Genomic DNA, 24,006 nt, shown 5'->3' with positions numbered 1-24,006 from the left:
ACCCCATGAATATTAGAAATGATTAATGCGTAGAAGTGGTGGTGCTGGTACTGGTGCTGCCACTTTTGCTGTCGCGGTTGTTGCTAACAACGAGCGCAGAAATGGCTACTGCACCCACCGCGCCGACACCGATAGCAACCGCAGAACCGGCTGCCACACCCGCAGCGGCAGTTGAAGAACCTGCAGCTGCGCCAACAGCGGCAGATTCAGTCGCAGCCATAGATGCCATAGGTGCCGCCAGTACACACAGCATTAGCGCAGATAACTTAATCAATTTCATTTATAGTCCTCTATTATTGTTTCATTGGTGTATTTTCCCGGTGGAATAAATTCCACTGGGAAAAACTCGAGTAATTCTATTTAATCGAAAAAAGTTAATAACTGATCGTATTACTAAAAAATTAGCCAAATGGAAACATCACGATCATTAATTACAAAATTAATATAATATTAATTTAAAATTATGAAGTGAGAACAAAAACCACGTAAATACAAACCACAAAGCTAACTATAAAGAACTCTTTTTAAACTATCATTAACCAATGAAACAGCTAACTCAAAAGTATCAGACTCAGCGTAACAACGTAATTCAGGAGCATTACCAGATGGTCTAAAATGTATCACGGAGTCATTTTCCAAAGTAATTCTAAGCCCATCAACAGTATTAACATTTTTAACACTCATATCTATTTTGCATATTTCACTAATCAAAACCTGTGGCTCACTTACTCCCAACCTAATAATTACATTGCTTTTATCAGCAGGGAAGTTTTCAATTCTATCTGAGTGTGTAAATCTTTTTGGTAATGTTTCAACTAAGGATGATATTTTTCTTGTGCCTAACGTTGAAAAAAGCATTAATGCTGGTAATAAAGCATCTCTTGTGGGCAGAGCAGTGAGGACACTTTCATCAAAAGTAATATCCGACCCTAATAAAAACCCACCATTAGCTTCAAATCCAGCGACACGATTGTGATCTTTCTTTAATGAAAAAAACTCAGAAATGACAAATGGGGAACCTATTTTTGTATATTTAATACGACTAAAGCGCTCACATTTATCTATCCCGGTATTACAATTTATAGGTATAGCAAGAGCTTCAATTTGAAGAGCATCAGCACAAAGCAACCCTAATATATCCCCTCGAATCCACTCACCTTTTTCATTAAAGACCAAAGGTCGATCGCCATCACCATCAGTAGAAAATATCATATCAAAATCATATAGTCTTGACCATTGCTTGGCTTTATTTATATCATGTTCAGAGACAGCTTCAGTGTCAATAGGTACAAAATCATTAGATCTTCCTAAAGATACAACTTCAGCTCCAAGAAGAGAAAAAACTTTAGCATATAAATCTCTTCCCGCACTAGAGTGTTCATATATGCCTATTTTCCTGCCTAAAAGAAAATTCGATTCAAATAATGAAGAATATCTTGAAATATAGTCATTTGCAGCATCACAACTAGCGTCAAGCATCGTGAAGGTAGTTATCTCATCAAACAATATATCTATATTTAATATATTACTCTCATCGCTTTTAGTTATTTCCCCTTCAGGGCTATAAAATTTCAATCCGTTTCTATCGAATGGAATATGACTTCCTGTAATCATTATTGATGGTATTTGAGATTTTATTGATTTCAATGCAAGAGCTGGTGTAGGAATGACACCATAATATATAGGAGTAATACCTAATTGAACTGCAGCTTCTGCACATTCCATTGCCATGTTGTAGCTGCTCGGCCTATTGTCATTTGCAATGGCAACACTATCAAATTTATATGAAGACTTCATGAAAGAGAGGAAAGAAATGGTAAATGCAGCGCAAACATTATTACTAAAATCTTTAACTAGACCTCGAGCACCGCTGGTACCAAATTTTATATTACTATCTGAGACTATTGTTTTGCTGGACAATCTTAATTTGCACATCGTAAAAACCTTTAAAAAACACGCAAAAATTAGAATGGAAAAATAGAAATTATGCCCCCCCCCACTAAATCAACTCCTCTTTATTTTGATTGGTGTGAAGGGACTCAACAATTTTTTTAATATCCTGAACTTTATTCTTATCTGCAACCAAAATTGCATCAGGAGTTTGAATTATAACTAACCCTTCTACTCCAACAGTTGCAATAAGAATATTTTCTGAATGAATATAATTATTTTTGCTATCACAATCGATTACTTCACCAGAACAGAAGTTACCATTACTATCCTTAGAAGATAACTCCCATAATGATGCCCATGAACCAACGTCACTCCATTTAGAATCTAGAGGCACAACGACACACTCGCTAGAATTCTCCATTACTGCATAATCAATGGACATAGACGGGCATTTATTAAACTCATCATTATCTACAGATATAAAATCTGAATCAGCATTAATATAAGATTTATTACAATAAGATAAAATATCTGGCCTATATTTTTTCAACTCATTTAAATACACAGATGCTCTGAACAAAAACATGCCACTATTCCAGAAATAATCACCCTGATTTATATATGACAAGGCAGTATCAAGATCAGGCTTTTCAACAAAGGATGATACCTTAAAAGCAGAAGAAGATAACTCCTCACCTTTTCGTATATATCCATAACCTGTTTCTGGAGCAGTCGGAATTATACCAAAGGTAACTAATTTTCCTTGTTCTGCAAATATCCGTGCAGCTTTTATACTTTCAGAAAATGCATCCACGTTTTGTATTACATGATCAGCGGCTAATACAAGCAATAAAGGGTCATCATCTTGTAGAGCATGTATGGCAGCAAGAGCTACGGCTGGAGCAGTATTTCTACCACATGATTCCAAAATAATTTTTGCGTTACTTATTTGCAGTTGTCTTAATTGCTCAGCAACAATATATCTATGATCAAAATTGCAAATTAGCAAAGGTGATCTATCAGTAATCTTACTAGACCTTAAAAGTGTATTTTGCAGAAGGGTCTTATTGTCAAAAAAAGATAGGAATTGCTTTGGATGCTTAGAACGTGATAGCGGCCATAATCGACTTCCATTTCCGCCAGCAATTATTACAGGTATTATCATGATATTTTTACTTAAATGTATATAGAAGGAATTTGAAACTCTTAAATAGTCTTTTGATTCGAAACCATTTTGGCTCTTGGATTATGCGATAAATACTCTCCAACCCTAATTTCTGAATTGCTTTTGGAGCACGATTGAATTTATTTGCTAAAAAGGAAATACTCCCGCCACATCCAATTACAAATTTAACACCTAATTGCTCAAGCACTTCTTTATTTTCATCAATCCAAAACTCTTGTTTCTTTGCTCCAAATGCTACAAATAAATACTCAGGATTAACCAAGGATAATTCATGTAAAATATTATTATTTATTTCATCGCAAAATGGATATGGTGCAAATTCAGGTGCGTAACCATAGCATTTTGCACCGAAATCTGTGCGTGCTCTTTCAACTGCTAATTTATTTGTTTCAGGTAAGTCACCCAATAAAAAAATTTTCTTTTTATTCAATCTATTATCTTTAAGGACTTCATATATAATATCAGAGCCACTTATTTTGTCGAACTTCTCTTTTTTTAAAATTCTAGCTAAAATATAAGGAACTTGACCATCAAAGGAGGAAATATTTTCATTTATTATAGTTTTGAACTTCTCATCTCTATAAGCTTCTACAATAAACTCTGCATTTACCGTAACTATAAATTTCAACCCCCCTGAAAGGGTTATTAAATCATTTAGATGTAAACCTTTAAAAACAAGACCAAACATTTTAACATTTTTCATATATAGCCTTACTCATTTTCTTTAGATTTTTATCCCAGCTGTATTTATCTAAAGCAGTATCCTTGGCATTCTTTGCCAGCATTTCGCACTTTAATGAGTTATTTAACAATTCATTAACGGAAGAAGCAAACTGATCAGGGTCGTCGCATATAATCGAATTATAATTATTTTCTAAATATATACCTTCTGCACCTATCCTTGTAGTCACAATTGGAAGACCTCTATAAAGAGCCGTGATATTTTTTACTTTCATTCCACTTCCAAACCTTAAAGGAGAAACAAATACTTTAACCTTCTCCAAAATAGTATTTAAATCCTCAACAAATCCACAAAAAATAACACTTTGATATTTTGAAATTAAATGTTTTTCTTTTTCAGGGATAGAACCAATGATATAAAACTTTGCATCTTTATTTTTTTTTAATATTTGCGGCCAAATATCGTTCAAGAACCAAAATACGCCATCACGATTAGGATTCCAATTTAGGTTGCCTATGAATGCAATTGTATTATCTAAAACATCAAACTTAGATATTTCATAACGCAGCATCGAGTCATCACCTAAATGATAGGTTATTTCAAATTTCTGTTTAGAAACACCCAAACCTTCCAATTCTGTAATGTCATTTGGTGAGGCAAATATAACATCGGCTATATTGCATATTTTTTTTTCGTATTGCTTAACACGAACCGATTCAAAATGTAGCAAAGCTTTTTTAAGTGGATTTTTTTCCTTTGATGCAGTTCTTTCCCAAAGCTTAAACTCTGCATTGTGTTGATGTAAAAATATTGGCTTATTAAATTCACCTGGCACATACTGAAACATAAAAAAATGGTCAACTAAAATTGCATCACACCATACCAATAATTCATTTAATATATGTCCTGAAGAGTCATTAGCATTCCTATACACAGATAAAGGCTTATTAAATAAATAACTAAAAAATAAATTCAATGCGTTTTTATTATATTTAGATTTGGATAATGGAATCTCTGTAACATTATCAAAAAAGTTGATGGTGTTTTTCTCTGAATTTAAAGTGAAAATTTTTAAATCAAACTCACCGCTTAAATGCTCAATTATTTTCCTTGTCTTAACTAGGCCCCCGGAGTCAACACTGTAGGGGTATCTTGAAGTTAATAATAACAGTTTCATTACGCCCTCTATAATTATTTTAAATAAACAGAGTAAATGTCCTTCACCCCTAAAAAAATGCCTTTTAGACAACTAAAAAAAATCGCTCTTTTTCTAGAGTTAAAAATTAACACCCCAAAGGCAAAAAGATATTTAAAATAAAATAAAATAGAATACTTAAAATACATACCTTTGAGATTTGAATTAATAAGTTTATTGCTTAAGAAATATGATAAGGAAAAGAAAACATGTGGGTTATAATCATTTTTCCTTGGATGAAAAACAAAGCAATCATGCTTATAAAAAACTCTAGGATTGAACTTTAAAATAATCCTTTCCAAATAATCAGTTTCTTCGCCTTGGTTTATTATATTACCAAGCCCTAGCTTTTCATTAAATTCTAATCCATTAGCATACTTATAAGGGAGAATAATGGATATAGAGCAAGCATAGAACATAATATCCTGAAGTCGTATTTCAGTGCTTTTAACTATTTTTTTCACACCTTTCGGCGTAAACCTTTCAAATAATATATCCGATACCACGGGACAAATAGTAACTTGCTCAATGCATAATTGGTTTACATAAGAGGCAAATTCTTTACTATAATGACAATCATCGTCAGAAAACAATATTTTATCAGTAGGCTGTGGGTTACATTCTTTTCTAATATGATTTAAAGCAATATTCCTCGCAATAGATAAGGGAATAACCTCACCTACATAAATAGAATCATAACTTAATTTATTTTCATTGAAAATATGTTCAACTAATTCATGTTCATTAGATTGATTAACAAAAATAACTTTGGCATTATCAAAAAAAACTATAGTGCTAGCAAGCTTTCTCAGCTCATCAACTCTTCTTCCATCGCTAGTTAAGATTACAAACACTTTACTTTTCATCTCCCCCACCTATTTTTGTCAACCTTTCTAATAGCACCCAAAATAACACCATGGAAAGATAACTTGTTATAAAATATGAATACTCACCTCTATTGATATCCATTACCATACTCAGCAGAAGTATATAGAGAAAGGACCATTTCTTTGATAACTTGTAGATGATAAAAAAAGTCCCTGTGAATAATAGAGGGAACACATATGGACCTAGATATTTAAAAGCACATAAAGATTCAGTTAATGGCGTTAATGCAAACCCCATATTAACATCCATGTATGATGAAAAATTCATAGCGACAGAATATGGTTTATTCAAGAAAACATCTCGAGGCACCAAGTAAAAAACCCATGATAAATAGGGGTTAATTGGAGTAGAGTAAATATTACAAGATGTGAAATTTGAATATACCGTTATCGCAGAAGTAATATTTGTGAAAATAAACTCACCGGCATACCCGGAGATAAAATCAATAAAACTTCTTTCACCCCAAGCAACCTTATCCATAGCCCCCCTTGACGCCATTGCCAAAACAACAGGTGACAAAATAAGTAACAGTTTAAATGGTTTGAGTTGGTTACTTCGACTGAGTTGGTAGATGACAATAATGGTAAAATAAATAAGAAACTTTCGCCCTCCAATAGATAAATCCAGTAAAAAATAAAAGGAACATAAAAACATAATAATATAAAAATGCTTTCTTACTGCTTTTATACTATAAAGTTTTGTAAAAACAAAAATTGATGATGCAGAAGATACACTACCCAGAAAATACCAAAAATCAACATTCACGTAATCTTTAATAGCTATTCTATCTTGCCCACTTAAAGCAAAGATTGCTAAGTTATTTGAATAATAAGTGATTGCAACAACTGAAAATATAATGGTTGAATAAGCATATAATAATGGTAGTTTTCTTAAGTCAATATTTTTACTTACAACTGTATACTGAGCATTAGTTTCTTTCAGTGTAAAAGAAAATAAAATCACGAATAATGAGAATGAAATAAGTGAAGAGTTTAATGTATATAAATTAGAAAACTCATCATAATATGAAGAGAAAAATGAAAAATTGAAATAAAAGTAAAAAATAGGCCATATCACTCCATACAAGAAGAAAAAAGTGATGAACCAAAAAGAAAATGTTGATAAGAATGGTTTATCATCTGAAAATCTAGACAATAAGAAAAATATATATATTGCGACAAACAAAGGAATGGTTAAATGAAAATTGAAATCATTGTTCAAATCACAAATCACGGCGTAAATAAAGATTAATATAGATATCAATCTCAAAAAAAAATTAAAATATTGCTTTGCCATATGCAGCCTATATTATTGCAACAATCAACAACTCTCATCTCCAAATGTATTATCAACTATGAACTTTTCTGACATGCTCATATATTGCATCAGAATTAATATAAGAGTCATCACTAGAAAAATATTCACTTATGAAAACAGTTCTATCATAACGAATATCCTTCACTACGAAATCATTTATTCTGGACATCAATTGTTCAAAATCCCTAGCTTTATAACCTGGGGTAAACTCCTCATAATTGAAATAAAGGCTTCGAGAATTAAGCATGTAATCATTTAAATCAAAACAATAGAATAAAATTTCTTTATTCAACAAAATATAATCGAGATATATTGATGAGTAATCTGTAATTAATAGATCAAAGGCACTTAAATAAGGGTATATATCATCAATTTCTTCGCTGATAAGATGAATATGTTTATAGATAGAAAAATCAATTGCTTTGGAGTGATTATCACTAGGATGTAACTTTACGTATAACTGACAGCTATTATATCTTAGAAATTCTTCCATAATTCCAAAATTAAACTTAGCCATTTGAAAGTAGTCAACACCACTATCTCTAAAAGTTGGCATTAATAAAATATTTTTGAATTGTTTCGCTTTAAGTTTTAAATGAAATTTTTCCTCGTAGTTCACATCATTCAATCTAGTTAGTTTTTTTTCAAAGAAAACATCTGTACGAGGTGAACCACATCGTATGAACCTCTCACTACCAATATTAAAGGCTTTTGATAAAATATTTACCCAAAAATCACTAGGCGCAAACATCAAATTAGGTTGCTTAAAACACTCAGGTTCTTTAACCTTGTACAGAAATTTTTTTATTACACTGTTACTATTATACTTATCACATAATGGCCCATTATCGATATCATACTCTATCTTTTTTAAAGGTAAACCATGCCATAAGTTTACATAATAACAACGATTTGATGTCCAGAAAAAGATATCGGTAGTATATGAGGATACAAAATATACGCAAGCCCGTGACATTATATATAATCCTCGCAAACTCCTCCTTTTAACTGCATGCAATCCTATTTTTGAAAGTTCTGTTATCAATTCATTATCATCAGTAACCCAATAGCATTTTACATCAGGGTACTTATAACTACATTTAATATATGCATACTTAGTGTTGTCATTGAATTTATTTTTATAACTCCCAAAGCACCATATTTTTTTATTTCTGGAAAAAAAACCAATCAAGAAATACATCGGCCATAAGAGCATAATTTTAACTATTAACTTCATTCTAAACCCTGATAAATTTAGTGTAAAAAACACCAAGCCTGTATAAAAACACTATAGTTTCTGAAAGTAACACACAAGAAGCCATAGTAACTGGAGATAAAGTGTTTGTTATAATAAAATAAGTAATCGAAATAAAAAATATTACAGCTCCATAGTAAACACTTTTATTAGTATACTTAGATAATTTAAACGAGGACAATATTGGGTACCCAAGTATAACTGAAGGGAAAGTGACGCCTAGTGTAAATATAAATACTTTTAAAACATCATTGCTTTGAAGATATTTTTCGCCGAATACAAATAACAATACATCCCTTGATATAAAGCAGCCAGCTATAACTCCAATGCAAGAAATAATAACCCCACAATAAAAAACTAGAATTGCAAACCGTTTATTTTGCTGCTGTGAAATGTATGGGTACAATGAATTCGTCACAGGATAGATTAGTGATTGAGCGGCTAGATATAATTTTTCTGAAACAGAGTATATTGATAATGAATAAGCCCCCTTTAGAGTTCCTATTATAAGCCCACAACTTGTTGTATACAATGAAACAACTAAGCGAGATATAAAAAAATCAATCGTATCTTTAAAGATTAACACCAGCATATTCTTCCTAATTTTTAATTTTATATTATAGCTCGTCTTTAAATACACAGAACAAAATATACCAGGAAGAAGGAATGACACAGAATACAAAAAATACAATATATGTAGATCTTCATCATTTTTAATGAATGCATATACAAAGCATAGAAACATTGCTTTTGTAGCTATGCCAGCTAAACTTACAACCCCCATTCTTTGAACGCTACTAAAAAACCATTGAGGGGTGAGAGTTAGCCCTAAACCTGTAATAAACAGTGAGAACATCATTACGCTTTCGTACTTTCCAACTATTAGTAGAAAAATAACTATAACTACATTCGAAAAAATTAATGCGATGAGTTTTAGACAGTAAACCACTGACACATAATTATTTAAAAATTCACTATTTACTTTGCATATTCTTCTTGGTGCAGACAAGTCGAATCCTAGACCAATAAAAATAGCCAAAAACTGTGCTATTGTAATATAATAAATATAACTCCCAAATGTCACAACAGAAAAAGACCTTGCCAAGTATGGCAAAATTAAAAATGGTGCAACATAGTTAAAGAACTGCAATGCAAATAGTAAAAATATATTCTTTATTAGTGATTTTTTGTTACTCAAAACTTGAACCATTTTTAATTGCCAATTCAAGGGCGTCCATACAAAACATTACAATGTAATTACACCAATGATTCTTAGTTAATCATGCCTGTCATTGGCTCTATTCCCAGTAAAGTTTAGAATCGTTGCCAATACATTAATAGAAAAAACTCCATCACGTATTATTAATTTAAATAGTCTTCACTATTTCAATAATTTCCGTTGTCGAAATTGAAGGAGTTCTTGGTAAATATATTACTTCACAAGCACTTTTAACCCAATCAAATCGCCCCTCCCAATCATCACCCATAACTAATATATCTGCTTTATGTTCTTTTATGTACTCTATTTTTTTCTCCAATGACTCCTCAATAAAAACTTCATTCACAAACTTCAGCGATGAAATTATCGTTGTTCGGTCAGACTGAGAGTAAATTGGGTACCTATTTTTCTTTGAATAGTTTAATTCATCTGACGAGACACCGACAATCAAATGCTCTCCAAGCTCAGCCGCTCGTTTTAATATATTAACATGCCCTACATGAAATACATCAAACGTTCCAAATGTGATAATTCTTCCCACTCCCCCTCCTTTATATGCTTTAACGCCATGGTTAAATAGTAATAGCTATGATCACTGACTTTATGAATACCCTATGAATAATATTTGTATGCTCCATATTCGTAATAATTTGCCGCTCGTTTTTCTACACCGTTAAAAATAACTCCATTTATTACTAAATCATTTTTCTCAAAACGGCGCGCCGCAACTTCAATTTCTTTAAGTGTATTAGTATGAAAACGTGCAACTAACATTATAGTCCCCGCGTACTTTGCAGTAATACATGCATCTGATACTGCGAGAATTGGAGGTGTGTCAACAATGACTAAGTCGTAATGTTTGGATGCCCAGATAAGCAATACATTAAGGTCCTCACTCATAAGTAATTCGGAAGGATTTGGCGGAATTTGGCCACGCGACATAAAATCAAGTCCTTCGATCGAAGTATCCTGCACTGCATCTGTAAATTCTACCTGCTTACTTAGCACTGAAGAAAGCCCTACTCGATCATTACAATTTAAAACATAATGCATCTGTCCTTTACGCATATCTGCATCTATCAACAATACCTTTTTACCAGCCTGGGCTATGACAGCCCCCAAATTGCTGCTGACGAAAGTCTTACCTGCCTCCGGTGTTGCTCCAGAAATTAGAATAATATTATTTTTAGCCTGTATCATTGCAAAGTGCAGGCTGGTTCGAAGGCTTCTCAGAGCTTCCACAGCTAAATCACTAGGGTTTTCTTTTGCTAAAAAGGTTGTAGAACGAATAATTTTACGTTTGTTCCTTAAAAGAACATTCTTATCTTTTAACCAGTTGGAAACTGGTACTGAAGCGTAAACATTCATCCCTAAACTTTCAATATCTTCACTGCTTTCCAATCCATTATGCAAGAATTTGAGTAGGAGGATATATCCTGTTGAGATTAACAGCCCAGAAATCAAACCAATTACTACTATCAGTATTTTATTAGGGGCAACAGGCTTAGTATCAGCTAAAGCATTGTCAATTATGCGTACATTCCCAACAGTACTCGCTTTGTTGATACTAAGCTCTTGCTGTTTATTCAGCAAGAGCATATATACTTCCTGCCCAGACTGAACATCTCGAGTAAGGCTTAATATTTCCTGTTGAGTTTTTGGCATATTACCAATACGGACATTCAGTTTATCTTTTTCTTTTTGAAGAACTGATTTTTTTTCAAGAAGAGTACGATATGCAGGGTGATCTTTAGTATACAGCTTTGAGATTTCAGCTTCTTTAAATGTCAATTCATTTAACTGCGTTTCCAGTGAAACGGTACTATCAAGTAGAGATTTTGCTTCTAATGATAAATCAACAGATTCATTCTGTTGACGATACATATTTAAGCGATTCTCTGCCTCATCCAGTCTACCTCGAATTACAGGCAACTGTTCCTTTAAAAATTCAAGGCTTTTTGCAGCTTCTTCAGATTTACGACTTACATTCTGTTGCAGATAATTATTACTGATACTATTTAGCACCTGTGTTGCATGTTTGATAGATTCATCTTTATAAGTTAATAGTAATAGACCACTATCTTTATTTTGTTCAACGACAGTGAACTTTTTCCCCAATTCATTAATTGCTGTCAATTTTGATTGTTTTACAACATTAAAGGTTGTGCCTACAGCAGCATCTATACCACTTACTAATAGATTAATATCATCTTTAATCAATAGTTTCCCTAGTTTACCAGTTATGACATCGTTGCCAATCCTAACTTCATAAGTTGAGGGAGAAATTATAGAAAGGGTAAATACTTTATCTAGTAAATCTTCTGGTAGAACTAGACGGGAGATTGCAATATTGCTTTTTTTCTTCCCTTCTAATCTTGAAAGACCCTTTCCCAAAAGTGGAAAATATTTTTCCTCTATAACAGTATCAAGACTTAAATCGTCTACAGTTTGTCCTAAAACCATACGCGATTTTAGAAGACCAATTTCTGTCTGTGAAGCTGGTTTTCCGCCAGCCATTGGAAGCATGTCTGAGATTTTGCTTAACATGCTATCCCCAGTATTTTGTTCCACCTGAATCAATGCACTGCCGCTATATATAGGCGTTGCTAAAAGTGCATAAGAAATACTGATAATGAAGAAAAGTGTCGTTGTAACAATCACTTTCCATTTGTTATCAACCAGTACCCCAATCATCTCACGTAGTGATACTTCTTTTTCATTGTTGCTTTTTTTGTTAATAGTTTGACTTTGTTCTGACATTTAACGGCATCTCTTTACGGTGTCTATTTCTTTAACGCCAGGACCCAACGCGCGGTGCTTTGGGCTAGTTGTGTATAAACCAGTTGGTACATTTCACGGCTTTTCTTATACGGGTCGCCGATTTCCAGCTGATTTTGCCAGTGGCCAAATAACATGGTTTTGCCACTCACTTCTGGATAGCTTTTCTTAATACGCTCGAGGTGGGATTTTTCCATAACCAGAATCAGGTCGTATTGCATTGCAAGGCTTGATGAAAAAGCCTGCGCGCAATGTCCATCAAGCGATAGCCCATGCTCGGCGGCGACTTCAGCAGCCATGGCATTCGCCCCTTCCCCTACCAATGCACCCAGCCCCGCGGAATCAATCTTTTTACCAGGCAGGGCCTGGCGCATTAAACGCTCCCCGGTCGGGGAGCGGCAAATATTGCCAATGCAAACCACTAAAATAGAATCAAACATAGTTACCAGACCTTAATTAAATGAGCGGATTCGGTCAGGTCGTGAACCCCAGAAATGGTTGGTACTAGCTGGCTTATTACGCGGTTCCATCGGGTAAGTGGTGCGGTAGTGACATACACAATGTCATACGGTTGTAGTTTGAATTCAGTTCCCATCACCAGCGCGGTAGCATCAGAAACATTCAACTGGTAGACGTTGGCAATCTTGCCGCTGGCGTCTTTCCCACGGTTGGAACGGATAACGAAAATCCCGGTCGCGTCAGAGCTCATCTGGTCGATACCTTCCGCATTGCCCAGCGCTTCGGTCAGAGTCATACCACTGCGGTCCATTTTCAGGGTGGTCTGTTTCTTCACTTCACCCATTACGAACACTTTCAGGTCATCGTTGCGCGGAACATACAGAATGTCGCCGTTGTACAGCAGGCGGTTTTGTTGCAGGTCGCCGTTTTTCATCAGCGCCTGGAGAGAGATTCGCTCGTCTTTGCCATTGTGGGTCAGCACCGCGTTGTTCCAGTCAGCACTTTCGCCCAGGCCGCCGGCCTGGTTAATCGCATCCATAATGGTTAATGGCACGTTGGTAATGGCCTGCTGGCCAGAACGCACAACTTCACCCGTTACATACGCTTTTTGCGAGCGGAATGCGGCAACGCTGATGTCAATCTGAGGGGTTTCAATGTAAGCCGCCAGTTTATCGGTCAGCTCTTCGCGCAGTTGGGTCAGTGTGCGGCCAACGACTTTTACCTTGCCCGCGTACGGGTAGAAAATCGTGCCGTCTGATTGCACCCAGTTACCGGTGTCGGAAGCGCTACGATATTGGCCTGCGGGAGTGGTCAGTTCCGGGTGATCCCACACGGTGACCATCAGCACGTCGCCCACACCAATGCGGTATTGGTAGTTCTGAACTTCATCTTCCAGCTTCGGGTTGGTACGCGCCACAACCGGAGCAGAGCTCAGGGATTCGATCAGCTTTGGGGTAACGGTATAGACGTTAACTTTGTCGTTGATGTTAGCGCTGGTGTCGTCTTTATTGACGATGGTCTTGCCGGAAGTGGTGAGATTGCTGCCTGGAATGATAGTACAGCCACTCAGTAAAGCAGCTGAAATCAATAACGGAACAGCTGCTAATTTTACAGTCATCATTATGGTCACTTGATTGATTTAATAGTGTAAAACCCAGCAGCGCTGGGCTTTTATACAAAGAGAAATCGGGGGGTTAGCGGTTGCTCGCAGGCAAGTCACCGTTAACTGTAATTTTATGAGGCGAGTTGTGTTTCTTTCTTAAATCCGGGTTGCGTTTTTGCAGCCTGTTGTTAGTGACAAAATAGCCACTAAACAGAACGAGGAACGCAATCAATGAGAGCCACTCAGGTGTGCCAAGCTGGGAAAGTACAATCCCGAAGCCGGCAAATGTTGCTGTTAGCAGGGTCATAACCCCTACCGTCTGGCGGCCCGTTAACCCACTACGCATTAAAATATGGTGCAAATGATCGCGGTCAGGATGGAATGGACTTTGCCCACGGCGGAGGCGACGCACCATGATGGTCACCATGTCCATGAGCGGCAGCGCTATCATCCACAATGCGCTTACTGGGGCCATCACAGCGTCGTCACCCTGGGTACCGAGAATAATGAGCCACAGCATAGTGAAGCCAATCACCATGCTGCCCGCATCACCCATGAATACTTTCAAACGCTTACTGACTACCAACCCCATGTTGAACATCAAATAAGGGATCAGGGCAACAATCATCAGCAGGCACCACATGGCTCGCGTATGTGCCCCTGCCAGCATGAAAGCCACCATCAATGCGGCAAATGTCGCACTCGCGACGGAACCAAGTAACCCATCCACGCCATCAACCATGTTGAAAGCATTGATGGCAGCCCAGGTGGCGAACAGCGTCACCAGGTAACCGATTGGGCCGAGCAGTAACTCGTATTGACCCAGAACCTTGCCGAATGTCTGGAGGTAGAAGCCGTCAACCATGATGACGACCGCGGACAGCGCCTGGATGAAAACACGCGGCACTACAGGCAGGTCGAAGCGGTCATCCGCAATACCGACAAACAGCAGTAAAGAGATGCTCAATAAGTAGGGAAGAAAATGCGCTTCAGTGTGCGGCAGAACTTCAGGCCAGAACAGGTAGAACATCACTATTGCGCAGTAGAAAGAGATCCCGCCGACCAGGGGGATTTCCCCTTTGTGTTGCTTACGCCCACCGGGCTTGTCGACCAGACCGCATTTTAAGGCAACCAGGCGAGCGAGGAGGAGGAATGTCATCGCTGTAGAAAACATGATGATAATTTCTTTACTCATGGTTATACCTTATTTCTTTTTAGCCACGCTACCGCCCATGGCGAATGCGAAAATATCCACATACCACTAGTGAAATTCATAAAATGTGCACATAAGTCACCATGTCAATACATACAATTAACATGGGATAATTCTGAGGCGAAAGTATTCTATTACGTCTAATTTTTCAGGTCAAAAATCACACCCACCGGGTCTTATTAGCAGTGAATATATTAATTTTCGTTATAATCCCTTATTGTTATTACATTTTTATCATTAAAAACAATAACTTATAAGATTAGGTATCGTGTTGTTAATAAATTAGACAGTGATTACTTAATCATCATTAAATTATTAAAAAAAGATTTAATTAAACAAAATTGATTCTTTAAAAAGTACTTTCGTGCGTAACCATTAGTCATGTTTATTATAATTAAATAATCTTCAAATTTTCACATCAAAATAACTTCACTTAAACCACTTTAATAACAAAAAACATTTCACAAAAAATGAAACATCACACAAGATAAAGCGTACTTAATGGAGATATAAAGAGTAATAATTAATTATATTATCCAAATGACAAAAAATAACCACCCATAAATATGGGTGGACATGAATCATAAAATTACTTTTATCTATTCGTGCTATGAATGCATGCTATCGGATTAATCCGATCTGGCATGAGCTAAAAATTGAAAATGTGAATTTGGAAATTTAGAAAACAAAAGCTCTGAATCAGAGCGCAATTAAGAGCCAACCATTTGATATAAAACATATTTATGTCAGATAAAGCATAGTGATAACTTTGGTTTGTTATTTGTGTGACTATTTAACCAACTGGTTTAATTATATTTTCATAAAATATTACATTGAGTCTGTTCAATTTCTGCAAAAAACACATGATGTAAAAATATATTTCTGACATTTTTTCCTGAAATCTTGAAGATTTTACCTTAGGAATGAAGCGGCTAGCGGCCTGTATATGAAGGCGCTGAAGACCCTGCGCCCTCCATGGGCATACATATACTGACAAACTGCATTAAACGACTGACAAATTTTTATTAAATTGAAAATAAAACCATTTGGATGATGGAAATCCCGCAGTTATCTGCTACTCGAGATCGTTCGTTTGAGGTGCGAAAATTCCTAAAAATAATAAGATTTTTTAAGAATGCTCAGGAATTTTATTATTAATTAGCCGTATTATAGTTTTTTTAAAATTTTTTTTGACCAATGAAAGGAGCACTCATTTTACGCGCGTGAATGCTCATTTTATTTCGTCCAATCTCAAACGAAAATACTATAATATTCAGCATATTATGATATAAATGCATAACATCATGAGAATTTAAACCTTATAATTTCCTCAGGTTATTTTCTGCGCAGGATAGAACAAACCTGAAGAAATACGCGTAATCCCCTCTATTGTCCTGCTAATGCCCATAAATAATCATTACAGCACCATGACAATCGCAAGAATTGCCAAATAAAACTTCACTTATTCCATGGATAGCATGCGCATTTACTGAGTTAATTATGGGTATTTATGGACATTCCAGCCCCAGAACGCCCATCTGCATAAAAACTGACTTTCTATTGATTATGGGGTGTTCCATGAGCCTGGCCGCCTACCCTTCCTCGTGCTGACCGCTTCTTGACAACAGTGGTGTGGTGAGCAGTGTTGCTGCTCAGCTTTACTGGAAGGGTGATTCAGGTGCAGGAGGAGATTATGTGGCGATTTGCAGAGGGGTTGGCGGAACGACTGGCGAAGACAGCAAGGGATGGGAAATCAGGCGGAAACTAAAAAAGAGGGCAACGTTTACATTGCCCTCCAGATAACTACTTCTTCTTGTTCAACATCGACTTTAAATCCGCAAACGGATTATAGGTCGCCTCGCCGACATCTTTTTGCGCGTCCTCACCAGCCACTACGGTCGTGCCATATTGGTCAGCTTCGGTGTACTTCGAGTGCTCGTGGTCATGGCAATACAGGCACAACAGCTCCCAGTTACTGCCATCTTCCGGGTTATTGGTGTGGTCGTGGTCGATATGGTGAACCGTCAGCTCACGCAGGTTTGAATACACAAACTCACGTGAACAACGCCCGCATACCCACGGATAGATTTTTAACGCTTTTTCACGGTAGCCGCTTTCCAGCCGCGTGTAGTTTTTCGGGATCAGAGCCATGATTGATGTTTACCTGATAAAAAGAGTGGACTAAAGCTAGTTTCAAACTAAATCCCCTCTTTATCAATCCCCAAACGTTTCATCCGTGAAAGCAACGTCGTGCGCTTGAGTCCGAGCCGCTGCGCCGCACCACGCGGGCCGGCGACCACCCCGTTGGTTTCTTTCAGCACACGCAAAATTCTCTGCGCTTCATCTTCCCCTTCACGAATTTCCTCACTCACCATAGCTGGCAGCGCTTTTTCTTCCGCCCGGTGATAGTCCATTTCTGGCAAAGAAAGATGCAGCACATTGCCACGCGTAAGCAGCACCGCACGTTCAATCACATTTTCCAGCTCACGTACGTTACCCGGCCAGTCCATACGGCTTAGCGCGCGCAAGGTTTCCGCCGGAATACTGTCAATGTTGCGGTTCATGCGATGGGCGATTTTAAAGGTGAAGGATTTCACCAGCAACGGAATGTCTTCCGGGCGCTCACGCAGCGGTGGCAGCATGATTGGGAACACGTTCAGGCGATAATAGAGGTCGCTACGAAACTCACGCTCGGCCACCATCTCTTTAAGATTGCGGTTGGTCGCCGCAATTAAGCGCACATCCACCTGCTGTACTTTGTTGCTGCCGAGCCGCTCAAATTCTTGCTCTTGTAGCACGCGTAACAGTTTAGGTTGCAGCTCCAGTGGCATATCGCCGACTTCATCAAGAAACATCGAGCTTTTGTCCGCAAGCTCAAACCGCCCGATACGCTGGGTATTGGCGCCAGTAAACGCACCGCGTTCGTGGCCGAACAGGTCACTTTCCAGCAATCCTGCAGGCATCGCGGCACAGTTTATTTTCACCATCCGGCGGCTATTACGTTCGCTCAGGTTATGAATCGCCCGTGCAATCAGTTCTTTACCGGTGCCAGTTTCACCGAGGATCAGCACCGTACTGTCGCTTTTTGCCACCATATCGACTTGCTTGAGCACGTTCGACATCACGTCGCTGCGGCCAATAATCTCGCCAAAATCACTGGCGACATTATTGATTTGCTCGGTGAGGTAGAGGTTTTCGTCGACGAGATTCTCTTTTAAGCGATTGATTTCCTGATACGCCAGCGCGTTATCCACCGCGATAGCGATACGCTCAGCAATCTGGCGCAGCAGCTTGAGATTTTGCGGAGTAAAGACTCCCGCCTCGCATTGCGCCAGTTTCAACACGCCGAGCATGTTGTTGCCAAACGTGAGCGGCAGCAGGCACAAAGTCTGGATTTGGTTGCCCCACATTTCAAACAGCATGCGCTCATACGGCGCAAGTTGGTCACCATGATGGAGATTGAGCAGCAACATTTCACCACTTTTGAAGACGCGCTCGGAAAGCGTTCCCATCAGGGCGACATCACTCTGATCGTGGATGGGCGACTGCTCATCCACAAAGTGGGTGGAATAGATGGTCAGTCTTTCTTTGCGGTTGCTACGCAGGACAATACTGATGGAGTCGATGGAAAAATAGTGGTGAATTTCTCGAGCCACTTCACTTATCAGTTCATCGAGATCGAGCTTAGAAAGCACTGCATTCGTCACCGCCACCAGGATACGGAAGTCGTCACGTTCGCGGCACAGCTGTTGATAACCGAGGTTTGAGTCGATGCGGCTTTGAATTTGCTCGGCCACCAGCCCGACAATTTGCGCCAGCGTATGCAGGCGATTGAGCTCTTTGTCCGTCCAGATGACATCGTTATTGCGAATAAACTCGCAGCCGCCAAGGATTTTCCCCTCTGCCGCCATTGGCAACAGGCAGTAGCGGCCAAAAGGCGCATACAGCTCAAGGTTCATCACCTGCGGCCAGGTGTCGTTGAACTCTTCCTGGGAACACAACAGCGCTTCCGGGCGTGAAAGCACGCGCCGCACTGGCCCATTTGCCAGCACCATTTCATCTTCGTAATGCAGTTCTTTACCGTGTTGATCCCTGCCATAAAAGGCCACACGCTGATGCAATGGATGGTAAAGCAGAATATTCACTCTGTCCGCGAGCGCGCTCTGTTTTGCCATTTGTGTCAGGCAGTGAGCAAGTGCCGGAAGATCAGGTTGCTGCAACAGGGTACGCGTTATATCAAACAGCCCCTGCTGCCCGAGATCACTCATCGGTGTGTATGGCATGTTGCTTATCCAGAAAGATGATGGCTAAAGGGCCCGTTTTTCTCCCTCTCTCTTGAGGGAGAAGGTTGGGGAGAGGGCCCCGATGACATTTGTCATATAAATTGCGCTTAAGTGTAGCTCGGGCGCGTCAAATCGTTCCTGGCTCAGGTCAACAAATCCGTGGTAGCGGCTCAGAATGGGGTAAATCTAACGAACGTTTTACGCCGTAAAGTCCGGCGACCCGCACACCTTTGCGTTCGACAACATCACCAATAATCGCGGCATTCTTGCCTAAAGGATGCGACTGCAACGCGGCAAGCACCGCATCGGCCGCGTCACGCTGTACCGCAATCACCAACTTACCTTCGTTGGCAAAATTCAGCGCATCGAGACCCAGCAACTCACACACGCCACGCACCGCCGGATTCATTGGCAATTGGCTTTCAGTCACTTCCATTCCGCAGCCGCTCGATGCCGCAAACTCATGCAGCACCGCATTCACGCCGCCGCGAGTCGCATCACGCAACGCTTTGACGCCTGCAATCTTCAGCAATGGCGCGATTAACGGAGCCAGTACCGCGCAGTCACTTTCCAGCGCGCCTTCCAGACCCAGCGATTCCCGCAGGTTAAGGATAGTCGCGCCGTGGTCACCCAGCGTTCCGCTGACGATCAGTACATCACCTGCGCCAATACGCTGCGCGCCCCAGCCCAACCCCGCCGGAATCGCGCCTATACCGGCGGTATTGATAAACAGTTTATCCGCCGCTCCACGCTGCACCACTTTGGTATCGCCGGTCACAACCGCAATCCCCGCAGCTTTTGCGGTCACCGCCATGCTGGTGACGACGCGTTCTAATGTTTCAAGTGGCAGACCTTCTTCAAGGATGAATCCGCAGGACAACCAGCGCGGAGTCGCGCCGCTAACCGCAACGTCGTTCGCCGTGCCACAAATGGCGAGCTTGCCAATATCGCCGCCAGGGAAAAATAGCGGGTCAATGACGTAGCTATCGGTCGAAAACGCTAAGCGGTCGCCGTGGGCGGTGAGTTCAGCCAGCGGCAAACGCGCCTGATCTTCCTGCTCTGCAAGCCAGGGATTATCAAACGCTTGCACAAACAAGTCAGCTACCAACTTTTGCATTGCCTGGCCGCCACTGCCGTGGGCTAATTCAATCGTTTTCATGCTTCGCTCTCCTGACCGCGATATTGATACCAGGCGGCACATGCCCCTTCGGACGAGACCATCAATGCGCCAAAAGCATTTTGCGGATTGCAGGTTTTGCCAAACATCGGGCACTGATGCGGTTTGCAACGCCCGGTAAGCACGTCGCCGCAGCGTGCTAACGGGTCGTCATACACCTGTTGCGGTGCGGGTTTGAAATGGTCTTCGGCATCAAACTGACGGTAGCCTTCGGTAAGTTGAACGCCGGAATCACTGATGGTGCCAAGCCCGCGCCATTCGGCATCACCGCGCACGGTAAACACCTCGGCAATCGCCTGCTGAGCAAGATTATTACCGGCATCCGGCACCACGCGTTTGTACTGATTTTCCACGGCACTGTGCTGATGGATTTTTTGTTCCACCAGCATCACTACGCCCTGCAATAAATCCAGCGGTTCAAAACCTGCCACCACTAGCGGGCGTTGATGTTGTGTCGCAATAAAATTATACGCTTCGGTGCCAATCACCATGCTGACATGGCCGGGCGCCAGGAAAGCATCAATGCCGTTGTCGGGCTGCTCTAGCAAACTGCGCAGCGTTGGGATCAGCGTAATGTGCTGGCAGAAGAAGTAGAAATTGTTAATGCCCTGCGCTTTGGCTTGTTGCAGCGTAATGGCGGTTGTCGGCATGGTGGTTTCAAAACCGAGGCCGAAGAACACCACTTTGCGGCCCGGGTTCTGGCTCGCTAAAGCCAGCGCGTCCATAGGCGAGTAAACCACGCGCACATCCGCGCCACGTGCTTTCGCCTGCATCAACGAGCCATTTTTCCCCGGCACGCGCATCGCATCGCCAAAGGTGCAAAAAATCACTTCGGGATGGCTGGCGATTTCAATACAGGTATCAATGCGCCCCATCGGCAGCACGCAAACCGGGCAGCCAGGGCCGTGGATAAACTCGATATTTTCCGGCAGCAATTGGTCGAGGCCAAACTTAAAGATGGCATGGGTATGGCCGCCGCACACTTCCATAATCCGCAGCGGATGCTGTGCGGTGTAAGTCAGCTTCTGCGCTCGTTCACGCAGCACATCTATCAGCTGCATCACTTTTTCCGGCGCGCGGTATTCATCAACAAAGTGCATCATCTGCGCTCTTCCCCAAACAGCAAGCCGCCGACATCGGGTTCCACTTCAAACATGTTTTGCAACGCGTCTAAGGTGTCTCGGGCTTCGGCTTCATCAATAATCGCCATCGCAAAACCGACGTGAACCAGGACCCATTGGCCGATTTGCGCATCGCCGACCAGCATCAGGTTAACGTCACGCTTGATACCGCACACATCCACTTTGGCGCTGCCGTCTGCCAGGCGCTCAACGATTTGACCGGGAATGCCTATGCACATCGCTGCGTCTCCAGCCAGTTCAGCCATTCATCCATGCCTTCACCGCTTGTTGCGGAAACCAACAGGATTTCGATATTCGGGTTCACCTGGCGTGCGTAATCAAGGCACTTATCGACATCGAACTGCAAATACGGCAGCAGGTCGATTTTATTCAGCAGCATAAGCGAGGAGGCGGCAAACATATGTGGGTACTTCAGCGGCTTGTCTTCACCTTCCGTCACGGAAAGCACGGCGACTTTATGGCGTTCGCCAAGGTCAAAACTCGCCGGGCACACCAGGTTGCCGACGTTTTCGATAAACAGAATGCCGTTGCGCTCAAGCGGCAGGCGCTGCATGGCATCACGGATCATCTGCGCATCGAGGTGGCAGCCTTTACCGGTGTTCACCTGAATTGCGGGCGTTCCCGTGGCACGAATGCGCGCGGCATCGTTCACAGTTTGCTGATCGCCTTCAATCACCGCGCAAGGCACTTTACCGTGCAGGCGTTTTAAGCTTTCGGTCAGCAAGGTGGTTTTACCAGAGCCCGGGCTTGAAACCAGGTTCAGCACCAGTTGCTGCTGTTTGGCAAACTGCTCACGGTTGTAAACCGCCAGTTGGTTGTTTTTATCCAGCACGTTGAGTTCGATTTCTAACATGCGGCGCTGAGTCATGCCCGGCGCATGGGTGCCAGCGGCACCGTGGCCATAATGCAGGTCGCCCTGCTCATCAGCGGTTGGGGCAAATTTAACGCCTGTGATTGGCGTTAAAGCCCGCGCGGCTGGCGCGAAAGGTGCGCTGCGAAAACCGGAGTGCGGATTACGCTCGTCGCCTTCTATATACAAGTTGCCTTCAGCGCAACCACAAGTACTACACATGATTTGTCTCCTCTACTTCCAGACGCTTAATCTGCACGCCATCATCTGCAACGATGCGTAAATTGCTGCCCTCGCACGACGGACAACGCCGAACCAACTGCGTTAACAAGGTGATGTGCTGCTGGCAGTCGTAGCACCAGCATTCCGCTTCTTGTTGATGGATATGAAGCTGGCAGCCTTCAGCGAGGGTGTCGCGGCACACTAATTCGAAACAAAACTCCAGCGCGCTTTGCTCAACGCATGAGAAAGCGCCGACTTCCAGCCAGACGGCGGTGACGCGTGTCGCGCCATGTTGGCGGGCTTGAGCTTCAATGAGTTCCAGTGCGCGTTGGCAGAGGGTGATTTCGTGCATGTTGCCTCCGGGGTATCTGGTGGAGGTAATGCAAGGATGGTGCCAAAACTGCCCTCACCCTAACCCTCTCCCCCAGGAGAGGGAATTGTCCGGTTTCTCCTTCTCCCTGGGGAGAAGGTCGGGATGAGGGGGTGAGGGCGTCCAATGCCAAATGTCACTCCCCGTCAAACATGACGAAATGACATGTCATTCCTGTGGCTATTTGCAAGCTAGCAATACAAAAACCAATAATTTCAACTAAATACAATATTGGCACGAAACGTGCTCTGTAGCTGCAACAGCAAAAACAGAGTGAACTAATAATGAACATTTGGGAACTGAGTGAAAAAGCCGAATACATTGCTGACAAGCACCAACGCTTGCTCACGCAGTGGCAGCAATACTGCAATAGCTTGATTCAGGGGATCACCCTTTCTAAAGCCAAACTGCATCATGCAGTCGGGTGCAATCCTGACGATTCACTGCGCTTCTTCTTATTTGACCACTTCGTCATTCACGTCAGCCTGGCAGAAGGCTTCAACAGCCACACTATCGAGTACTACGTTGAGAAGCGTAATGGCGACGATAGAGTATTGATTGCAAAAGCAATCCTTGATGACGAAGGCCGCATAGACAACAGCATCAGCAACCGTAACCGCGAGAATGTTCTCGAGCATTACCTCGAAAAAATTCGTCCGGTCTACGAAAACCTGTATAGCGCGGTTCACAGCGACACCCCTGTGTCGATGGGGCAACTGCAGCAAAGCGCTCAGGCCTGATGGCTCTGCGGAGTGTCGAAAAGTGTCGAAACGAC

Annotated in this window: 22 protein-coding genes; 1 reads left to right on the top strand and 21 read right to left on the bottom strand. The window is 41.0% G+C overall.

Annotation, left to right across the window (positions count from 1 at the left end; all coding sequences use genetic code 11):
• Window positions 1–22: 22 nt before the first annotated feature.
• The 21 genes from yjbE to hypA all read right to left on the bottom strand — a co-directional run bounded on the left by yjbE (window position 23) and on the right by hypA (window position 23,213).
• Window positions 23–280, bottom strand: a complete 258-nt coding sequence (gene yjbE, locus BSPA111_RS16350; RefSeq protein WP_183272208.1) for an exopolysaccharide production protein YjbE — start codon at window positions 278–280, stop codon at window positions 23–25.
• Window positions 281–504: 224 nt separating this feature from the next.
• The gene (locus BSPA111_RS16345) at window positions 505–1,935 is read right to left on the bottom strand and encodes a phosphomannomutase (protein WP_183272207.1); all 1,431 of its coding nucleotides are present in this window, start codon (window positions 1,933–1,935) and stop codon (window positions 505–507) included.
• Window positions 1,936–1,999: 64 nt separating this feature from the next.
• The gene (locus BSPA111_RS16340; protein ID WP_183272206.1) at window positions 2,000–3,058 is read right to left on the bottom strand and encodes a mannose-1-phosphate guanylyltransferase/mannose-6-phosphate isomerase; all 1,059 of its coding nucleotides are present in this window, start codon (window positions 3,056–3,058) and stop codon (window positions 2,000–2,002) included.
• 7 nt (window positions 3,059–3,065) lie between these two features.
• Window positions 3,066–3,782, bottom strand: a complete 717-nt coding sequence (locus BSPA111_RS16335) for a WecB/TagA/CpsF family glycosyltransferase (RefSeq protein WP_183272205.1) — start codon at window positions 3,780–3,782, stop codon at window positions 3,066–3,068.
• The gene (locus BSPA111_RS16330; RefSeq protein WP_183272204.1) at window positions 3,769–4,938 is read right to left on the bottom strand and encodes a glycosyltransferase; all 1,170 of its coding nucleotides are present in this window, start codon (window positions 4,936–4,938) and stop codon (window positions 3,769–3,771) included. The genes BSPA111_RS16335 and BSPA111_RS16330 overlap by 14 nt, the downstream gene beginning before the upstream one ends.
• A gap of 14 nt (window positions 4,939–4,952) precedes the next feature.
• A complete protein-coding gene (locus BSPA111_RS16325; RefSeq protein WP_183272203.1) occupies window positions 4,953–5,822 on the bottom strand; it encodes a hypothetical protein in 870 nt (289 codons plus the stop codon).
• Window positions 5,812–7,140, bottom strand: a complete 1,329-nt coding sequence (locus BSPA111_RS16320; RefSeq protein WP_183272202.1) for a hypothetical protein — start codon at window positions 7,138–7,140, stop codon at window positions 5,812–5,814. Before BSPA111_RS16320 ends, BSPA111_RS16325 begins: the two co-directional genes overlap by 11 nt.
• 52 nt (window positions 7,141–7,192) lie before the next feature.
• On the bottom strand, window positions 7,193–8,398 hold the full coding sequence (locus BSPA111_RS16315) for a CDP-glycerol glycerophosphotransferase family protein (RefSeq protein WP_183272201.1): 1,206 nt from the start codon (window positions 8,396–8,398) through the stop codon (window positions 7,193–7,195).
• A gap of 1 nt (window position 8,399) precedes the next feature.
• Window positions 8,400–9,644: an oligosaccharide flippase family protein gene (locus tag BSPA111_RS16310; protein WP_183272200.1), complete on the bottom strand. Its 1,245-nt coding sequence runs from the start codon at window positions 9,642–9,644 to the stop codon at window positions 8,400–8,402.
• 139 nt (window positions 9,645–9,783) lie between these two features.
• Window positions 9,784–10,176, bottom strand: coding sequence for an adenylyltransferase/cytidyltransferase family protein (locus BSPA111_RS16305; RefSeq protein ID WP_183272199.1), 393 nt, complete (start codon window positions 10,174–10,176; stop codon window positions 9,784–9,786).
• A gap of 71 nt (window positions 10,177–10,247) precedes the next feature.
• Complete coding sequence (locus tag BSPA111_RS16300) at window positions 10,248–12,395, bottom strand: polysaccharide biosynthesis tyrosine autokinase (protein ID WP_183272198.1); 2,148 nt, start codon at window positions 12,393–12,395, stop codon at window positions 10,248–10,250.
• A 23-nt stretch (window positions 12,396–12,418) separates the two neighbouring features.
• Window positions 12,419–12,853, bottom strand: a complete 435-nt coding sequence (locus tag BSPA111_RS16295; protein WP_183272197.1) for a protein tyrosine phosphatase — start codon at window positions 12,851–12,853, stop codon at window positions 12,419–12,421.
• 2 nt (window positions 12,854–12,855) lie between these two features.
• Window positions 12,856–13,992, bottom strand: coding sequence for a polysaccharide export protein (locus tag BSPA111_RS16290; RefSeq protein WP_183272196.1), 1,137 nt, complete (start codon window positions 13,990–13,992; stop codon window positions 12,856–12,858).
• Window positions 13,993–14,065: 73 nt separating this feature from the next.
• Window positions 14,066–15,169: a UDP-N-acetylglucosamine--undecaprenyl-phosphate N-acetylglucosaminephosphotransferase gene (wecA, locus tag BSPA111_RS16285; RefSeq protein WP_183272195.1), complete on the bottom strand. Its 1,104-nt coding sequence runs from the start codon at window positions 15,167–15,169 to the stop codon at window positions 14,066–14,068.
• Window positions 15,170–16,990: 1,821 nt separating this feature from the next.
• Window positions 16,991–17,338 carry an HNH nuclease YajD gene (gene yajD / locus BSPA111_RS16280; RefSeq protein WP_034460453.1) on the bottom strand — a complete coding sequence of 116 codons (348 nt, stop codon included), beginning with the start codon at window positions 17,336–17,338 and terminating at the stop codon, window positions 16,991–16,993.
• Window positions 17,339–17,385: 47 nt separating this feature from the next.
• A complete protein-coding gene (flhA, locus tag BSPA111_RS16275; RefSeq protein ID WP_183272194.1) occupies window positions 17,386–19,470 on the bottom strand; it encodes a formate hydrogenlyase transcriptional activator FlhA in 2,085 nt (694 codons plus the stop codon).
• A 148-nt stretch (window positions 19,471–19,618) separates the two neighbouring features.
• Complete coding sequence (gene hypE, locus BSPA111_RS16270; RefSeq protein WP_183272193.1) at window positions 19,619–20,629, bottom strand: hydrogenase expression/formation protein HypE; 1,011 nt, start codon at window positions 20,627–20,629, stop codon at window positions 19,619–19,621.
• Window positions 20,626–21,747: a hydrogenase formation protein HypD gene (hypD, locus tag BSPA111_RS16265; RefSeq protein ID WP_183272367.1), complete on the bottom strand. Its 1,122-nt coding sequence runs from the start codon at window positions 21,745–21,747 to the stop codon at window positions 20,626–20,628. Before hypD ends, hypE begins: the two co-directional genes overlap by 4 nt.
• On the bottom strand, window positions 21,747–22,007 hold the full coding sequence (locus tag BSPA111_RS16260; RefSeq protein ID WP_183272366.1) for a HypC/HybG/HupF family hydrogenase formation chaperone: 261 nt from the start codon (window positions 22,005–22,007) through the stop codon (window positions 21,747–21,749). The genes hypD and BSPA111_RS16260 overlap by 1 nt, the downstream gene beginning before the upstream one ends.
• The gene (hypB, locus tag BSPA111_RS16255) at window positions 21,998–22,861 is read right to left on the bottom strand and encodes a hydrogenase nickel incorporation protein HypB (protein WP_183272192.1); all 864 of its coding nucleotides are present in this window, start codon (window positions 22,859–22,861) and stop codon (window positions 21,998–22,000) included. The genes BSPA111_RS16260 and hypB overlap by 10 nt, the downstream gene beginning before the upstream one ends.
• Window positions 22,854–23,213, bottom strand: coding sequence for a hydrogenase maturation nickel metallochaperone HypA (gene hypA / locus BSPA111_RS16250; RefSeq protein WP_183272191.1), 360 nt, complete (start codon window positions 23,211–23,213; stop codon window positions 22,854–22,856). The genes hypB and hypA overlap by 8 nt, the downstream gene beginning before the upstream one ends.
• A 302-nt stretch (window positions 23,214–23,515) precedes the next feature.
• Here hypA and hycA point away from each other — a divergent pair, with 302 nt between their 5' ends.
• The gene (gene hycA, locus BSPA111_RS16245; protein WP_183272190.1) at window positions 23,516–23,971 is read left to right on the top strand and encodes a formate hydrogenlyase regulator HycA; all 456 of its coding nucleotides are present in this window, start codon (window positions 23,516–23,518) and stop codon (window positions 23,969–23,971) included.
• Window positions 23,972–24,006: the final 35 nt, after the last annotated feature.

The organism is Buttiauxella sp. A111 (assembly GCF_014189855.1).
Lineage (GTDB): Bacteria > Pseudomonadota > Gammaproteobacteria > Enterobacterales > Enterobacteriaceae > Buttiauxella > Buttiauxella selenatireducens.
Note: the sequence above shows the minus strand (reverse complement) of the source record. Positions and strands in the feature narration are given on the sequence as shown.

What these genes read in the sequence shown, in the direction of transcription:
- yjbE (WP_183272208.1), bottom strand. Translation starts at nt 280, where the DNA reads ATGAAATTGATTAAGTTATCTGCGCTAATGCTGTGTGTACTGGCGGCA.
- BSPA111_RS16345 (WP_183272207.1), bottom strand. Translation starts at nt 1,935, where the DNA reads ATGTGCAAATTAAGATTGTCCAGCAAAACAATAGTCTCAGATAGTAAT.
- BSPA111_RS16340 (WP_183272206.1), bottom strand. Translation starts at nt 3,058, where the DNA reads ATGATAATACCTGTAATAATTGCTGGCGGAAATGGAAGTCGATTATGG.
- BSPA111_RS16335 (WP_183272205.1), bottom strand. Translation starts at nt 3,782, where the DNA reads ATGAAAAATGTTAAAATGTTTGGTCTTGTTTTTAAAGGTTTACATCTA.
- BSPA111_RS16330 (WP_183272204.1), bottom strand. Translation starts at nt 4,938, where the DNA reads ATGAAACTGTTATTATTAACTTCAAGATACCCCTACAGTGTTGACTCC.
- BSPA111_RS16325 (WP_183272203.1), bottom strand. Translation starts at nt 5,822, where the DNA reads ATGAAAAGTAAAGTGTTTGTAATCTTAACTAGCGATGGAAGAAGAGTT.
- BSPA111_RS16320 (WP_183272202.1), bottom strand. Translation starts at nt 7,140, where the DNA reads ATGGCAAAGCAATATTTTAATTTTTTTTTGAGATTGATATCTATATTA.
- BSPA111_RS16315 (WP_183272201.1), bottom strand. Translation starts at nt 8,398, where the DNA reads ATGAAGTTAATAGTTAAAATTATGCTCTTATGGCCGATGTATTTCTTG.
- BSPA111_RS16300 (WP_183272198.1), bottom strand. Translation starts at nt 12,395, where the DNA reads ATGTCAGAACAAAGTCAAACTATTAACAAAAAAAGCAACAATGAAAAA.
- BSPA111_RS16295 (WP_183272197.1), bottom strand. Translation starts at nt 12,853, where the DNA reads ATGTTTGATTCTATTTTAGTGGTTTGCATTGGCAATATTTGCCGCTCC.
- BSPA111_RS16290 (WP_183272196.1), bottom strand. Translation starts at nt 13,992, where the DNA reads ATGATGACTGTAAAATTAGCAGCTGTTCCGTTATTGATTTCAGCTGCT.
- wecA (WP_183272195.1), bottom strand. Translation starts at nt 15,169, where the DNA reads ATGAGTAAAGAAATTATCATCATGTTTTCTACAGCGATGACATTCCTC.
- yajD (WP_034460453.1), bottom strand. Translation starts at nt 17,338, where the DNA reads ATGGCTCTGATCCCGAAAAACTACACGCGGCTGGAAAGCGGCTACCGT.
- flhA (WP_183272194.1), bottom strand. Translation starts at nt 19,470, where the DNA reads ATGCCATACACACCGATGAGTGATCTCGGGCAGCAGGGGCTGTTTGAT.
- hypE (WP_183272193.1), bottom strand. Translation starts at nt 20,629, where the DNA reads ATGAAAACGATTGAATTAGCCCACGGCAGTGGCGGCCAGGCAATGCAA.
- hypD (WP_183272367.1), bottom strand. Translation starts at nt 21,747, where the DNA reads ATGCACTTTGTTGATGAATACCGCGCGCCGGAAAAAGTGATGCAGCTG.
- BSPA111_RS16260 (WP_183272366.1), bottom strand. Translation starts at nt 22,007, where the DNA reads ATGTGCATAGGCATTCCCGGTCAAATCGTTGAGCGCCTGGCAGACGGC.
- hypB (WP_183272192.1), bottom strand. Translation starts at nt 22,861, where the DNA reads ATGTGTAGTACTTGTGGTTGCGCTGAAGGCAACTTGTATATAGAAGGC.
- hypA (WP_183272191.1), bottom strand. Translation starts at nt 23,213, where the DNA reads ATGCACGAAATCACCCTCTGCCAACGCGCACTGGAACTCATTGAAGCT.
- hycA (WP_183272190.1), top strand. Translation starts at nt 23,516, where the DNA reads ATGAACATTTGGGAACTGAGTGAAAAAGCCGAATACATTGCTGACAAG.